At 66.2% G+C, this 13167-nt stretch carries 14 protein-coding genes; 7 read left to right on the forward strand and 7 right to left on the reverse strand.

Annotated features, from left to right (window positions below; all coding sequences use genetic code 11):
* Positions 1-70: 70 nt before the first annotated feature.
* Positions 71-370 carry a hypothetical protein gene (locus Q0Z83_RS22265; protein ID WP_317795895.1) on the reverse strand — a complete coding sequence of 100 codons (300 nt, stop codon included), beginning with the start codon at positions 368-370 and terminating at the stop codon, positions 71-73.
* A gap of 1250 nt (positions 371-1620) precedes the next feature.
* On the opposite strand from Q0Z83_RS22265, the gene ltrA reads away from it, so the two are divergent.
* Both ltrA and Q0Z83_RS22275 read left to right on the forward strand, forming a co-directional pair.
* Positions 1621-3420, forward strand: coding sequence for a group II intron reverse transcriptase/maturase (ltrA, locus tag Q0Z83_RS22270; RefSeq protein ID WP_317797111.1), 1800 nt, complete (start codon positions 1621-1623; stop codon positions 3418-3420).
* Positions 3421-3608: 188 nt separating this feature from the next.
* A complete protein-coding gene (locus tag Q0Z83_RS22275; protein ID WP_317795896.1) occupies positions 3609-4085 on the forward strand; it encodes a hypothetical protein in 477 nt (158 codons plus the stop codon).
* A 123-nt stretch (positions 4086-4208) separates the two neighbouring features.
* Here the strand turns inward: Q0Z83_RS22275 and Q0Z83_RS22280 are convergent, their stop codons facing one another.
* Positions 4209-4559, reverse strand: coding sequence for a hypothetical protein (locus Q0Z83_RS22280; protein ID WP_317795897.1), 351 nt, complete (start codon positions 4557-4559; stop codon positions 4209-4211).
* Between the two features lie 294 nt (positions 4560-4853).
* Between Q0Z83_RS22280 and Q0Z83_RS22285 the strand changes: the two genes are divergently transcribed.
* Positions 4854-5267 (forward strand): hypothetical protein, encoded by a 414-nt coding sequence (locus Q0Z83_RS22285; protein WP_317795898.1) that lies wholly within the window; start codon positions 4854-4856, stop codon positions 5265-5267.
* A 44-nt stretch (positions 5268-5311) separates the two neighbouring features.
* Here Q0Z83_RS22285 and Q0Z83_RS22290 read toward each other — a convergent pair whose 3' ends face one another.
* Entirely contained in the window at positions 5312-5551 is a 240-nt protein-coding gene (locus tag Q0Z83_RS22290; RefSeq protein WP_317795899.1) for a DUF2283 domain-containing protein, read from the reverse strand.
* Positions 5552-5883: 332 nt separating this feature from the next.
* Here Q0Z83_RS22290 and Q0Z83_RS22295 point away from each other — a divergent pair, with 332 nt between their 5' ends.
* Positions 5884-6750: a MerR family transcriptional regulator gene (locus tag Q0Z83_RS22295; RefSeq protein ID WP_317795900.1), complete on the forward strand. Its 867-nt coding sequence runs from the start codon at positions 5884-5886 to the stop codon at positions 6748-6750.
* Between the two features lie 40 nt (positions 6751-6790).
* Here the strand turns inward: Q0Z83_RS22295 and Q0Z83_RS22300 are convergent, their stop codons facing one another.
* Entirely contained in the window at positions 6791-7522 is a 732-nt protein-coding gene (locus Q0Z83_RS22300; RefSeq protein WP_317795901.1) for a hypothetical protein, read from the reverse strand.
* A gap of 450 nt (positions 7523-7972) precedes the next feature.
* Between Q0Z83_RS22300 and Q0Z83_RS22305 the strand changes: the two genes are divergently transcribed.
* Positions 7973-9187, forward strand: coding sequence for an ISAs1 family transposase (locus Q0Z83_RS22305; RefSeq protein WP_317795902.1), 1215 nt, complete (start codon positions 7973-7975; stop codon positions 9185-9187).
* A 119-nt stretch (positions 9188-9306) separates the two neighbouring features.
* Here the strand turns inward: Q0Z83_RS22305 and Q0Z83_RS22310 are convergent, their stop codons facing one another.
* The 3 genes from Q0Z83_RS22310 to Q0Z83_RS22320 form a co-directional block, all read right to left on the reverse strand.
* Complete coding sequence (locus Q0Z83_RS22310; protein ID WP_317795903.1) at positions 9307-9996, reverse strand: DUF6193 family natural product biosynthesis protein; 690 nt, start codon at positions 9994-9996, stop codon at positions 9307-9309.
* A gap of 283 nt (positions 9997-10279) precedes the next feature.
* Complete coding sequence (locus Q0Z83_RS22315) at positions 10280-10498, reverse strand: hypothetical protein (RefSeq protein ID WP_317795904.1); 219 nt, start codon at positions 10496-10498, stop codon at positions 10280-10282.
* Positions 10499-10864: 366 nt separating this feature from the next.
* Positions 10865-11185: a hypothetical protein gene (locus Q0Z83_RS22320; RefSeq protein WP_317795905.1), complete on the reverse strand. Its 321-nt coding sequence runs from the start codon at positions 11183-11185 to the stop codon at positions 10865-10867.
* Positions 11186-11439: 254 nt separating this feature from the next.
* On the opposite strand from Q0Z83_RS22320, the gene Q0Z83_RS22325 reads away from it, so the two are divergent.
* On the forward strand, positions 11440-12651 hold the full coding sequence (locus Q0Z83_RS22325; protein ID WP_317795906.1) for an ISAs1 family transposase: 1212 nt from the start codon (positions 11440-11442) through the stop codon (positions 12649-12651).
* Positions 12652-12691: 40 nt separating this feature from the next.
* Complete coding sequence (locus Q0Z83_RS22330) at positions 12692-13123, forward strand: hypothetical protein (protein WP_317795907.1); 432 nt, start codon at positions 12692-12694, stop codon at positions 13121-13123.
* Positions 13124-13167 lie beyond the last annotated feature (44 nt).

Consider the following 13167-nt stretch of genomic DNA (forward strand, 5'->3'; position numbering starts at 1 on the left):
TCGCTGTAAGCGTCGTTGATGACGCGGCGATTGCTTCGCAGCCACGCTGGTCTGGAGTCGGCGACTACGGTCACGGCGCAGCGAGCAACCCGATCAAGGCGGTGCCTCCGCCGAGGACCGTGATCAAGCCGGCGCACCATCCGGTCAGGAGACCTGTCCCGAAGTACCGCCCTCGGTTGTGCAGCAGGACTACTCCCAGCGTCATGCAGACGACGAAGAGCATCAGTTCCAAAGCTCCCGTCAGACAGACCACCATAAAAATCGATTCAGGCCCGGCGTGGACGGTGAAAGCAAAAAGGCTAGACAACCACGGGCATGCAGCGACGATATGGCCGATGAAAGCACTACCGATGCCGACGGTGACCCGCATCCGGCGTTCCGAACGGCCTGGTTCTTGATCTGCAATCACAGCTTAAGAATGTTGATGGTCTGAAGGGCGCGCCAGTCCATGGCGGCGTCCTTCACGGAAGCTCCCAAGGTTACGTACACAATCCTCGCATTCCTGCGACGACCTCTCATGTAGCCGCTGTCCGCGCTCGCGTTGGCCGCCGCCATCACGACCGGTGGTCGGCCGTTACTGGCAGGCGTCTTCTGGTACCGAGAGGAGTGCGTCTCTCGAGTCAGTCGCCCACGAACCACAGGTAAAGATGGGAGCCGCTCTCGACTTCCCTACTCAGCCTTTCGGCTTCCATCGCGGCGTCTTCTCCGATCACGCTTCGAACATATTGATCGGAGATTTCCCGCCGCAGCCTCTCAGTCTGCCGTGAGTTGAAGATGGCATCCGCATATGGCAGCAGGCTACTGAGACACGGGAAGATCTCCGGATCCAGCCGCGCTAGCGCGTCGGACCATCGGATGCCATGGGAGCCATGAGCGACTACCTCACCGCTCTCACTACGTACCTGCATGTCGATCACTACAACGTCCTCCCGTCGCCCAATTCAGCCTCGCCGGCGACACACTGTCATGCCGTTGCGACACGAGGTCGCACTTTTGCGAGTGGACTCGCAGTTAGGAGGACCGGCGAGATGTCGGTGGTGTAGTCCCGGGCGCGTGCTCGCTGCCTGGCCCCTTCCCTGGCGTGCGTCGCTGGTAACGGCGGGGTGCGAAGCCCGGGGGAAAGCCGAAGGATCTCTGTCCCATCGTGGAGGTCACGGGTGAGGGGCAGACCGGACGGGTGAATTGCGTGAACCTTCGTTGATGCTCCGTGAATAGTGGCTCCGCGCGATGGGATGTTCGGGCGGGGTGTTGGGACGCGCCGCCCTCGTGGTGGCAGGCGCTGGCCGGGCACGGCATTCGGTCAGGAGAGCACCGCTGGTCCCCGGAGTAGAGAGGGCACCCACCCCGGTCGTAACTCGTGAGTGTGGAACGTGGAAACCCCGACGGGGTCCACCCTGCTGTTGGTGGGTGGTAAGTCGACCGTGAGGAAGGCCCAACTCCTCGGCGGGAACAGGATGACCCGAGAAGCGAACGCCGGTGGCCGAAAGGCGACAGGAAACCGAGAGCCGCATCGCTGGTCCCTTCTATCAGGGGTTCTCGGATAACTGGCCGGATACCGGGCCTGGGTGCCCGGCCGCGAAAGCGGGCTGACGCGGGTCAGGTGAGCCCGTGAAAGTGATGATGACGACGAGGCTGGAACCGAAGGACAAGTTGGACACCGTGGCGGCCGAGGCTGTGGCGGTGAACGGACCGGAGGGCGTCCCTGACTGGTATGCGATCGATTGGCGTGTCTGTGAGGATCACGTACGGCGTCTGCGTCAGAGGATCTTCACGGCGTCGCAGGCGCAGGACCACAAGCGGGTCCGGAATCTGCAGAAGTTGATGCTCCGGTCCCGGTCGAACACGCTGTTGGCGGTGCGGCGGGTCACGGAGATCAACGCTGGGCGTTTGACGGCGGGCATGGACGGCAGGATCGTCCTCGACGGCCAGGACAAGGCTGCGCTGGCGGACGATGTTCAGCGTCGGCAGCAGCCCTGGCAAGCCCGGCCGGTCAAACGGGTGTATCTCCCGAAAGCGGACGGCCGACGCCGGCCGCTGGGCATTCCCGTGATCGTCGACCGGGTCATGCAGGCCCGGGTGACGGCGGCGATGGAGCCGGAATGGGAAGCCCGGTTCGAGCCGAGATCCTATGGGTTTCGGCCCGGCCGCGGCTGCCAGGACGCGATCCAGGCCATCTTCGCCACCGTCAAGGGCCGTAATCCGGTCCGGCGGTGGATCCTGGACGCGGACCTGAAAGCGGCGTTCGACCGCATCGACCATCACCATCTACTCGGCCAGCTCGGCGGGTTCCCGGCCAGGGAACAGGTCGCAGACTGGCTGACAGCGGGGGTGGTCGAGCAGGGCCGGTTCACCCCGACCGAGGAGGGAACTCCGCAGGGTGGGGTGGTCAGCCCGCTGTTGTTGAACGTCGCACTGCACGGGATGGAACACGCCGCCGGGGTCCGCTACCGCACCGCCGGAAACGACGGCGCGGCCACGGCCCCGGGCAGCCCGGTCCTGATCAGATACGCCGATGACTTCGTCGCCTTGTGTCGCACCAGAGACGAGGCGATCCAGGTCAAAGCACGGCTGGCCGCGTGGCTGACACCCCGGGGACTGACCTTCAACGAGGACAAGACCCGCGTGGTCGACCTCGATGAGGGCTTCGACTTCCTCGGGTTCAATGTTCGCCGCTATCACGGCCTGTTGCTGATCAAACCGAGCAAGACGGCGGTCAGACGGATCCGGAAACGGCTACGCACCGAGGTGCGGGCACTGCGCGGCAGCAACGCCGCCGCGGTGATCGCCCGGCTCAATCCGATCATCCGGGGCTGGGCGGCCTACTACCGGACGGTGGTGTCCAGCGAGATCTTCAACGCGCTGGATCACTACCTTTGGAGACTGGTCTACAAATGGGCCAGACACTCCCACCCGAACAAGCCGACGAGCTGGGTCGTCGCCCACTACTTCGGCATGTTCAACAAGTCCAGGCGGGACCGGTGGGTATTCGGTGACCGCGACAGTGGCGCCTACCTGCAGAAATTCACCTGGACCAGGATCGTGCGGCACCAGCTGGTCCCCGGCACCGCATCGCCCGACGACGGCACTGACCGACTACTGGCACGCCCGACGGCGACGCCCGAGGACGCAACCCCCGGTCGACCGCACCACCCAGCAGCTGCTCGACGGCCAGCAGGGCCGGTGCACCCACTGCGGGGACTTCCTCTTGCACGCCGAACGCCCGCCACAAACCCCCGGAGAATGGGAACAGTGGTACGGCGGCCTGCGGAAAGCGATGGACCACAACGCCATCAGCCTACGACAGGACGGCAGCCGTCACGATCCGCAACTCCGTCTGCTCCACACCTACTGCCATCGCCGGGCAACCAGCAAGAGGCAGACCAGCAAACTGCACGCCAGCACGCCATAGGGCTTGCTTGAGCCGGATGCATGGAAATCGTGCACGTCCGGTTCTGAGGGGGCGGCGGCGCAGCAATGCGCCGTCGCTACCCGGCCCGGTCGCGCGTTCCGGTCATGCGCACGGGCAGGGCCCGGTCCGGCGCGGATCGGGCAGCTCGACGCATGTAAATCGAGTAGGAAGGCACGCGGTCGCAGCGTAGCCTTGCCGCGTGCCTTCGCCGCTGACCATCCGACGGGTCCGGTTCGACGTTCGACCATGGGGCGACGACGCTGACCCCGCGCGTGAGCTACATCCATTTGTCGACAACGTCAGTTTGGTCGAATTGGTCGCCGGCTACGAGCGCTCCTCCGGGTTTGACGTTCCCGGCGCGTACGCCGGGCTAGTGCTCGATCACTTCAACTTCGGTGATCTGACTGCATACCTCATGGGGGAGCCAGAGGCCGCCTATTGGACGCAGCGAGGGACGATCGCTCTGCTTGGCTGTGACTGCGGCGAAGTTGGTTGCCGGCCTTTCGAGTCTCGGGTTCTCGTCGAGAAAGACCTCGTCATTTGGCGCGGTTTCACACAGCCCTTCCGTCCGCAACGTGATTACGGCAGCTTCGGTCCCTTCACGTTCCGCAGGAATCAGTACGACAGCGCGGTCCGCGAGGCGGCTGCCGTCGTATCGGAGCGCGCTGACACCTAAATCGCCCGATCGTTTGCTCTTGCCAACCAAGTTCGAACGTACTGTAGCCGCTGACCGCACCTCGATGAGTTGCCGGCCCGTCACTCGGGTGACGCACAGAGCTTCCGCAAAGGTTGTACGGGGCTACCGGCCGATGCTCTCGATCACAGCGAGGGCATCTCTCCCCAACTGGGCCGACTCGTCGTCCCCGAGTTCCTCGTAAATCGGGATACCGTGGCGGGCCTCATCGGCAGCGAACGTCCATTCGGCCACGGTCAGTCGGATCGAGATCACCTGGTCCATCGGAGGCCATGCACCGTTGACCCAAGGTACTTGGTCCCAGCCGGCCCGGCGGATCCGCAGACCCACCTCGACCGCTGCCTCGTCACCATTCTCGGCCTCCGACGAGATGACATTGTCGATTCCCGCGTCGATGCCAGCCCAAATCCGCGCTGGCATGTCCAGCGTCACTGGGTCGTCGTTTCGCATCTCCACGAAACAATCGTCTCGTACCCGCCTCAAGGAGATCGTTCCGGGTCGCGCCGGGTGGCGGCCGTTGGATCCCGCACCCCCGGTCAGGACGTGACTACGCGACCAGCTCAGCAAGCTCCCGCAGACGTCCGCTCGACGTCCTCTTCTGGCCGCCGAGCGTAGGCAGCGACCGCCACGCCGTCACGTTGCGTACGACCGGACGTCGACTGGCGTCGGCTCGCCGCCGTGGAGCGGCATACGTCTTGCCGGCACCATGTGGTTTCGCCTTGGTAAGTCGGGCACGTAGGATTGGCCGCCGTGACCGACTTGAGGGCGTTTCGTCGCGCCTGCTACGAGGCCGCGCGACGAGTCGGCGGCGAGCTGACCGAGTTCCGGATCAGTGACGAGCCGACGCCGAACTTCCACCAGGCGATCATTACCTACTCGAGCCGAAACGTCGCGGTGGTCTGTCTCCGGGACGCCCCACTCTTGGCGCTCGCCGTTCCCCGCATCATCGAGTTCTCGCCGGCACGTGAAGCGGGTCCGTTGACTTTCGTCGACGACCCCGACCTGGTCGCCGCGTTGAGAGCGTCACCGGGATTCCGCCTGCTGACCGCCACCGAACTGGGCGGGCCGATCGACGCGGCACAGTGGCCACGGATCAGTCGATACGACATGCGCTACTGGCAGCCCGAGACGTTGGGCGAGGGGCTATTCAACTACTGGGACTAGCCCAACGATCAAGAATGCTCTTCTGCCGCGAAGCGCGCTGGCGACTACGTGCCTTCCGGTCCTCGCCGGGTGATGTCCTCGGCACCGGCCAGAACCTCGGGTGCGAGTTTTCCGCGTGCATCGAGGACTTCGATGCCGACCAGGCGGCCACTTGCATCGAAGTCGATGTTGATCATTCCTTCTGCATCGACCGGGTCGCACGCGTACATCTTCGCCACCGGAGTACCGGGAGCCTGGAGGTACAGGTAGGCCGCGTTGGCGGTCGAGTCGTACGTGATCTTCACTGGCGCCATGGCACAGAGTCTCCCAATCTCACGCCATCCGTGCGTCTTCACGACTTCGAGCGACTGACTCGATCATGTCCCTTTCGATACCGGATACGGTCCGTCCGCGCGAGTGTCGGCGGTCAAGGGGAATTGCCCAGCGGCGGCCACTTGGCGGGGAGGTGTCCGACCGCCGGTGATCACTCTGCGTTCCCGGATGGTTCGTCGTTCTTGATCGGTCCCGGCGGCAACCGGGGCCTGGCTCCGGTGGCACCCGGGACGGGGTTGTTGCACATGCCGTAGCGGCATGTGGTGGGGTCGGGGGCACCACAGCACGAAAGGCTCCGTCTGCGATGTACCCCTCCCTCACGCCTCCCCGGCAGGTCAAGATCGGTGATGCCGCTGCGTTCGCCGGGATCACCCCACGCGCCATCCGTCACTACCACGAGATCGGCCTGCTGCCGGAACCCGAGCGCGGCGGGGATGGCCGCCGCCGCTACGGCTATGACGACATGACCCGCCTGCTGTGGATCCGCAAGATGGCCGATGCCGGTATCAGCCTGGACGACATGCGGACCGCCTTCGGCGAAACGCGGGACGAAGCCCTGGATATCGAGTCGGTCCTGGGCAGGCTCGCGGAAACCTTGGCGGCCCAGGAGGCCACCATCAAACGTCGGCGCGCCGCTGTCCAGCGCCTGCAGGCGGTGGGCAGCCCGCTGGGGCTGCTCTCCGAACTGGTCACGGACCGGCTCAGCCACCTGCCCCCGGGCGCGTTGCGCCCCTCCGATCTGGACACCCTGCTGGTCACCGAACGGATCTTCGGGCCGCTGGGCGCCGCGATCCAGGCCGGCACGTTCATCATGCTGGCCACCCACCCCGACCTGCGGGCCGAGGAGGACCGTCTTGAGGCGGCCGAGGCCGCCCTCGACGACGGCGTCGAACCCGACGACCCGCGCGTCGAAGAGCTCGCCGTACAGCGATGCGCTCACCTGATGGCCCTGATTCGGGCCATCGAGGCAGCCGGCCTCCACGCGGACGAGGAGAAGATCTTCGAGACCTACGACGCCGCCCTGACAGCGGAGGAGGGCAAGGAGATGAGTGCCGCCACGGCGATAACCAAGATGCCGTACGACTTCTCGCCTGCCCGGATGCGCTGCGTGGAACTCGCCGGACGGCTCTTCGGCGAGGCCCTTGCCGACGCCCACTCGGCGGACAGCTGATCGCCTCTGTCCGGCGCTGACGTGGCCCGAAAACCGGTCCCTAATCGTCGTCTGCCGACAGCCCGTTCGTGGACGGGCGGGCCGTCCGGCACAGCCGCCCGACCAGTAACGCCACCGCCACCACCGCCGTCAGCACGGGCAGCGATCGTTGCCAGGTTGCGTGATAGACCGAGCAGGACCCCGCCGGGCAGTCCGCCGTCGGCCGATAGACCAGCCGTTGCCCGTGTAGCCACCCCGCGATGTAGGTGCTGAGCTGGAACCGTCCCTGCGGCAGCCGTGACCCGAGCGCTTCGGTCACCGCCCACCCCACCAGGACAGCGAGCGCCACCAGGCCTGTCCGGGGGCGCCGGCCGAGCCGCTCGGCGATGCCGCGAATCGCGTATCCAAGCGTGACGCCCAGCATCATCAGCACCAACCCCCGCAGGGCGAGCCAGGTCATCCGCTCCCAGAAGGCGGGCTCCAGCACGCTATGCGTCCGATCGATCCGCCGGTGACCCCACCGCAGCGCCCCGCCCAGGGCCGCCAACGCCAGCGCCCCACCGGTACCCGCCACCAAAAGTGACCGCCATAGCGGCTGGACGACCGCCCCCACGGCCGGCGCCCACAGCAGCAACACCACGCACGCGGACGCCAGCGTGTCCCGAATCTCACCGTCGTCGTTGACGAACTCCTGGCTCCCCCTGGCTGCGTGGTACACCCACAGCAGCGGCAGAGCGGCCACCGCCGCGCCCCAGGTGGCCAGTACGATCCGCCGAGTCCGCTGTTCCCCCACAGCCCTGATCATGCCCACCGTACGAGGGCTCCGGCGGTCGCTCTGAGCAAGTGCGGCGCCATATCCAAGCACCCAGCCGTGACCGCCGAACTGCGTATCCCGGCACATTCTGCGCCGTACCTCCGTGACCACCACGCTCGAGGCGGGCATCAGCCTCCGCGACGTCCAGATCGCCGCCCACCACGCACGACGATCCGCCACGACCGCGGCCGCAAGAACTCCGACCGCCACCGGGCGCGTTGTGGCAATGTGCGGATCTGCCGGGAGTCTCCACGAGGCCGTCATCGGGGGCCTGACTTTCGCAGGGCCGTTGCGTTCTCGCGGGCAGGCGCTCTGAGCTGGGATGATGTCGAGTGATCGGCCTATATGGAGGCGGATGGAGCGGGTGAAGCCCCCAAGGTGATCATGGAGTTCTTGACGCTGCACGACCACCGAGGACTCCACCCGCCGATGGCATCATCTCTGATCTGCGTACTGACCGTGACAACCCCTGGCATCGACACGCCACCGCCGCCGGTCACCGACGGTGAACACGGCGGGCTCCTGGCCGCCGCGAGCCTGGTCCCGGACCCGCGGAATCCTCGCGGGGTGCGATATCCGCTGGCAGCGCTGCTCGCCGTCGCGGTCTGCGCCGTCCTGGCCGGCGCCACCTCGTTCACGGCGATCGCCGACTGGCTGTACGACCTGGACGAGCCGGACCAGCGACGGCTCGGGTTCGACCGGGGCTTGCCTGCCGGCACCACGGTATGGCGACTATTGACCCGACTCGACGATGCCCTGGTCGGCAGCGTCCTGGCGGGCTGGCTCCGCACCCGCACACCACCGCTCGCCGTTCCCCGGCCGCGCCGCTACCGGACCGTGATCGCCGTCGACGGCAAGACATTGCGCGGCGCCCGTCTGCCCGACGGGCGTCAAACGCATCTGCTGTCCGCGCTGGACACCAGCACCGGCATCGTCCTCGCCCAGGTCACGGTCGATACGAAGAGCAACGAGATCCCGTCGTTCACACCACTGCTCGACGCCGTGGAGAACCTGCTGGGCAGCCTTACCGGGGTGCTGATAGTCGCCGACGCCCTGCACACCCAGACCGGCCACGCCGAGCAGATCACCCGCCGCGGCGCACACCTGCTACTGCAGGCCAAAGGCAACCAGCCCGGCCTCCATGCCCAGCTCAAAGCCGTTCCCTGGGCGCAGATCCCGGTCGGTGACCGCACCCGCGAGCGTGGTCACGGCCGCAAGGAGACCCGCACGGTCAAGGCCGTCACCCTGCAGACCCCGGGCGGGATCGCGTTCCCGCACGCCCGGCAAGCCGTCCGGATCACCCGGACCCGCACCACCGGCGGCAAGACCAGCCGGGAGACCGCCTATCTGGTCACGTCCCTTCCCGCTGCCGACGCTCAGCCCGCTGACCTGCAGAAGTGGGCCAGATCGGAGTGGTTGATCGAGAACCAGGTCCACAACGTCCGAGATGTCACGTTCCGTGAAGATCTTCATCAAGCCCGGACCGGCACCGGACCCGCCGTCATGGCGACACTGCGTAACACCGCGATCGGCTGGCACCGCATCAACGGCGAAACCAACATCGCCCGCGCCAACCGCCGCGCCGACCGCCGTTCAAACGACCTCATCACGGCCGTGACCAGCAGCTACCGGAACATGCAATGACCCTGCTGACTTTCGTGAGATCCAGCGGCCCACACCGGCGAGACGAATAAGCGGATCTGCCGAGTTGAGTGCGTGGCTCACGACTATTCGATCGGCCTACAGGCTGCGAAAACGCCGTTTCAAACGGCGCCGTACGTCGCTGCGCCGAGGTTGGGCGGAAGGTGTTGTACCGCCAGAGAAACGGCAGCCTCGGCCGTCGAGGTCTGGCCTATTTCATCTCCTGTATAGCCCATCGTGACGACGTAGTCCTTGCTCCTCCCGGGATGTATGCAGACAAGTATCTCGCGGGAAAGGTGAGGGCGAGTTCGGGTGGAGAACCGCAAGGACCAATGACTGGTGAAGGGATAGAGACGACGCAGTCGTGGTTCGTCGTACGCAGCGTCAATGAGAGCGCGATACTCAGGCCAGTCCGTGCCGGCCGCTTCCACCAGAAGGTGCTGCCATTCGGATTCGACCATGCCGGCGGGATCCCGCCCGAGCACCTCGAACCGCCCGGTCAGTTCCACGAAAGGCGCCAGCTGGACGATCCGGGCCAGGGACTCCCCGTCACGCCAAGCCCGCGCAGCCTTGACGATCTGGTCGAGGTCGGTCGTGGCCCCTTCGATCAGCGCCATGTTCTGATCTGGCTCGCAACCCGTGACGGACCACCGACGCTCCACCCGACTGGCGGACACCTCGAGGGCCAGACGATGCGGCACAATCGTCGGGACGACCGCACCAAACAGTGGCGAATGCTCCACGACCTCGACCGGCAGTGATAAGTCTTGCCGGTCGGCCACAACCTGCAGGGCCCCGGCGAGGCTGCCCATCGCAGCGACCTCCGGATATAGAACAGCGGCGTCAGGGTACGTCGGCACGTTCGCATTCTGCCGCACGCCCCGGCCGACAGAACCCTCGGTCGTCGTGACAACCGACTGAACGTGATCGGTGGCAGATCGGGCGCCGGGCGGAGTGCATCGCTCGGGAAGAACCACACGAAATGGACCCACCGCCCGGCACCCGAAAGCGTTGATGCCCGCGCCATGTCAGCCAGACACCGAGCCGCCTGAGTATTGATCTGCCGCGATCCGGGTGCGTTGGAGAATTGCCGAACTACCGCTTGCCGGCACCGGCCTTGCGCCGCACCACTAGCAGCGCAATCGCTGTTGCGAGGAGGGCGCCGGAGCCGCCGAGCACCACGAAGTGGAGCACGGGGCCGCCGAAGTTATCGTAAGGATCGTCGAGCAGGCGCGATACAAAGATGGCCGTCGAGGACAAGGCCACCGACCACAGCACCGTTCCGTTGTGCCACCAAGGACGCTCCTCCGGCACGTTACCGCTCCCGACGACGTCGACAATCCATTCACTTCGGCTGATTGTGCTATGTCATCGTGACTTCTGCAGGCGACGCGCTCTCGTAGCCGCTGATCGGTCGCACCGGCTATGAGCAGGGTTCATGCGGCCTGCGCGTCGATCGGCGACCATGATGATGTGGGTGAGATGTTGACGGTCGGCCGGCTGAAAGATCTGATCTTGGACGACGACCGGGTTTCCCTCGACGGTGAGCGTGGCGATGAGACGGGCCGGCGCTGCGGTTCGTCACTAGATTTGTCTCTGGAGGTGACCAACCGCTACTGCCACTGCGTGGCCACCCGGTCGGGGCGTCCGGATTTGCCGCGAGTCGCGCGTTCGGCCTACTCAATCGCCGATGAACACCAGTTCACCGCGCTGCTCCACGCAGCGCTCCGCCATCGATCGAAGCCGGATCAGCCCACGGTGCTCAGCGCCCGTCTTCGCGAGGGTGAGCAGCAACTCGACGCCGGCGACCAGCTGCTGCATCTGGCTGGTGCCGAACCGTGTCTCTCCATGGGGATCGATCTGGCCCAACAACCCGAGTGCTGGATTTCCGTTGAACACCAACCGGTCGAAGTCGCCGGCCGCATCGAAGGATCCGCCGGCCGGATCCGGTAGCCGTCGCACCCGCTCGCCGGCCACACGCAGCTCGACCTGAATGCTCATCTCCTCATGATCCACGATGTCGAGCCGGCGTCCTCATCTGAGGGAGCACTCATCTCATCCGGGGCAAGGCGGCCATACAGCTCGGGACTGGCACGGCTGGTGGAGCAGGGCCATTGCGTAGTTCGGCGGCGGGCCGTTGACCAGGGAGTATGAGGCGTTAATAGCCTATGTGGAGGCGCTGGAAGCGGGTGAGGCCGCATCGGTGATCATGGAGTTGCGACGCTTCACGACTCCGAGGAAGACCCCACCCGCCGATGGCATCATCTCTCATCACCGCACTGGCCGTAACGGCACCCACCTCCAACTCTCCGGCCGCACCGGTCACCGATGGTGAGCGCGCCGGCCTGCTGCACGCCCTCGCTGCGGTTCCCGATCCCCGCGACCCGCGGGGTGTGCGGTACCCGCTGAGCGCGCTGCTCGCGGTCGCGGTCTGCGCGGTCATCGCCGGGGCATCATCGTTCGCCGCGATCACCGATTGGCTGCATGACCTCGACGAGGACGCTCAGGCCCGGCTCGGTTTCACCCGCGGTGTCCCCGTCGGCACCACCGTCTGGCGACTGCTGATCCGCCTCGATGACAGCAGGCTGTCCATCATCCTCGCCACCTGGTTGCGAACCCGCACCTCGCACGTCCCCACCAGGCCGAACCGATATCGCACAGTGATCGCCGTCGACGGCAAAACCTTGCGGGGCGCCCGCCTGGACGGCGGCCGTCAGGTACATCTGCTGTCCGCGCTGGACACCAGCACCGGCATCGTCCTCGCCCAGGTCACCGTGGACGCCAAGTCGAACGAGATCCCGGCATTCGCTCCCTTGCTCGACGCCATCGAGACCGTCCTCGGGACCCTGACCGGGGCGCTGCTCATCGCCGACGCCCTGCACACCCAGACCAGCCACGCCGTCGAGGTCACCGCCCGCCGAGCGCACCTCATGGTCCAGGTCAAGGGCAACCAGCCGACCCTGTTCAAGCAGCTCAAACGGCTGCCCTGGGCGCAGATCCCCGCCGGGGACCGGACCCGCGACCGCGGTCACGGCCGCCGCGAGACCCGCACCGTCAAAGCCGTCACCGTCGCCACACCCGGCGGTATCGGATTCCCCCACGCGCAGCAGGCCGTCCGGATCACCCGCACCCGCGTCATCGCAGGTAGGACCAGCCGGGAGACGGCCTACCTGACCGTGTCCCTGCCCGCCAGCCAAGCCCTGCCCCGCGACCTGCAGACCTGGATTCGCCGGCACTGGCACATCGAGAACAAGATCCACAACGTCCGCGACGTGACGTTCCGTGAAGACTTGCACCAAGCCCGAACTGGCACCGGACCCGCCGTCATCGCGACCCTGCGTAACACCGCGATCGGCTGGCACCGCACTACCGGCGCGACCAACATCGCTCGCGCAACCCGCCAGGCCAACCGCCGATCACGGGACTTGATCACCGCTGTGACCAGCAGTTACCCGAGAACGCAATGACCCTGGCTGGTGGAGTCGATTACGTGCCAGGATCTCGGACGTGACGATCGCGGAGCCCTGGTACATCGGCAGTTGGTTGGAAGTGGTCGATCGTCCGGAGACCGTTGACGAAGCCTTCGAGCGGAACGACGAATACGCCGGCGTTGCGTTGCTTGCTCTCGTGCTCAACCATCCTGAGGCAGAAGTCGTGCTTCCCCGGATCAAGCGGGCACTGGGTTCGCCGCGCCCCCAGAACCGGGCCAACGCTCTGCAATGTGTGGGCCACTACTCCCGGCTGCATGCGTCGATCGATCACGAGCTGGTAGCGCTGCTGCGTCGTGCCTTGAGTGACCGAACTCAGGTGGATGGCTTCGGAATTCGCGGCCACGCAGGGGCCGCCGCCGACGACGTCGGTATGTTCGCACCACGGCGGAGGCTTCCTCGGTGGTTCCGCCGCAGATTCCCGGGGCCAAGGCGTTCCAGCCGTTGGTGATGCGGTGCGACGTCCTCTTCGGCCGCCGAGCGTGCGTGTCGGCG

Origin of the sequence: Actinoplanes sichuanensis (assembly GCF_033097365.1) — a bacterium.
GTDB classification, from domain to species: domain Bacteria; phylum Actinomycetota; class Actinomycetes; order Mycobacteriales; family Micromonosporaceae; genus Actinoplanes; species Actinoplanes sichuanensis.

Excerpts from the sequence above, each read along its gene's own strand:
- Q0Z83_RS22295 (WP_317795900.1), top strand. The coding sequence starts at position 5,884 with ATGTACCCCTCCCTCACGCCTCCCCGGCAGGTCAAGATCGGTGATGCC.
- ltrA (WP_317797111.1), top strand. The coding sequence starts at position 1,621 with ATGACGACGAGGCTGGAACCGAAGGACAAGTTGGACACCGTGGCGGCC.
- Q0Z83_RS22310 (WP_317795903.1), bottom strand. The coding sequence starts at position 9,996 with ATGGGCAGCCTCGCCGGGGCCCTGCAGGTTGTGGCCGACCGGCAAGAC.
- Q0Z83_RS22305 (WP_317795902.1), top strand. The coding sequence starts at position 7,973 with ATGGCATCATCTCTGATCTGCGTACTGACCGTGACAACCCCTGGCATC.
- Q0Z83_RS22325 (WP_317795906.1), top strand. The coding sequence starts at position 11,440 with ATGGCATCATCTCTCATCACCGCACTGGCCGTAACGGCACCCACCTCC.
- Q0Z83_RS22320 (WP_317795905.1), bottom strand. The coding sequence starts at position 11,185 with ATGAGCATTCAGGTCGAGCTGCGTGTGGCCGGCGAGCGGGTGCGACGG.
- Q0Z83_RS22265 (WP_317795895.1), bottom strand. The coding sequence starts at position 370 with ATGCGGGTCACCGTCGGCATCGGTAGTGCTTTCATCGGCCATATCGTC.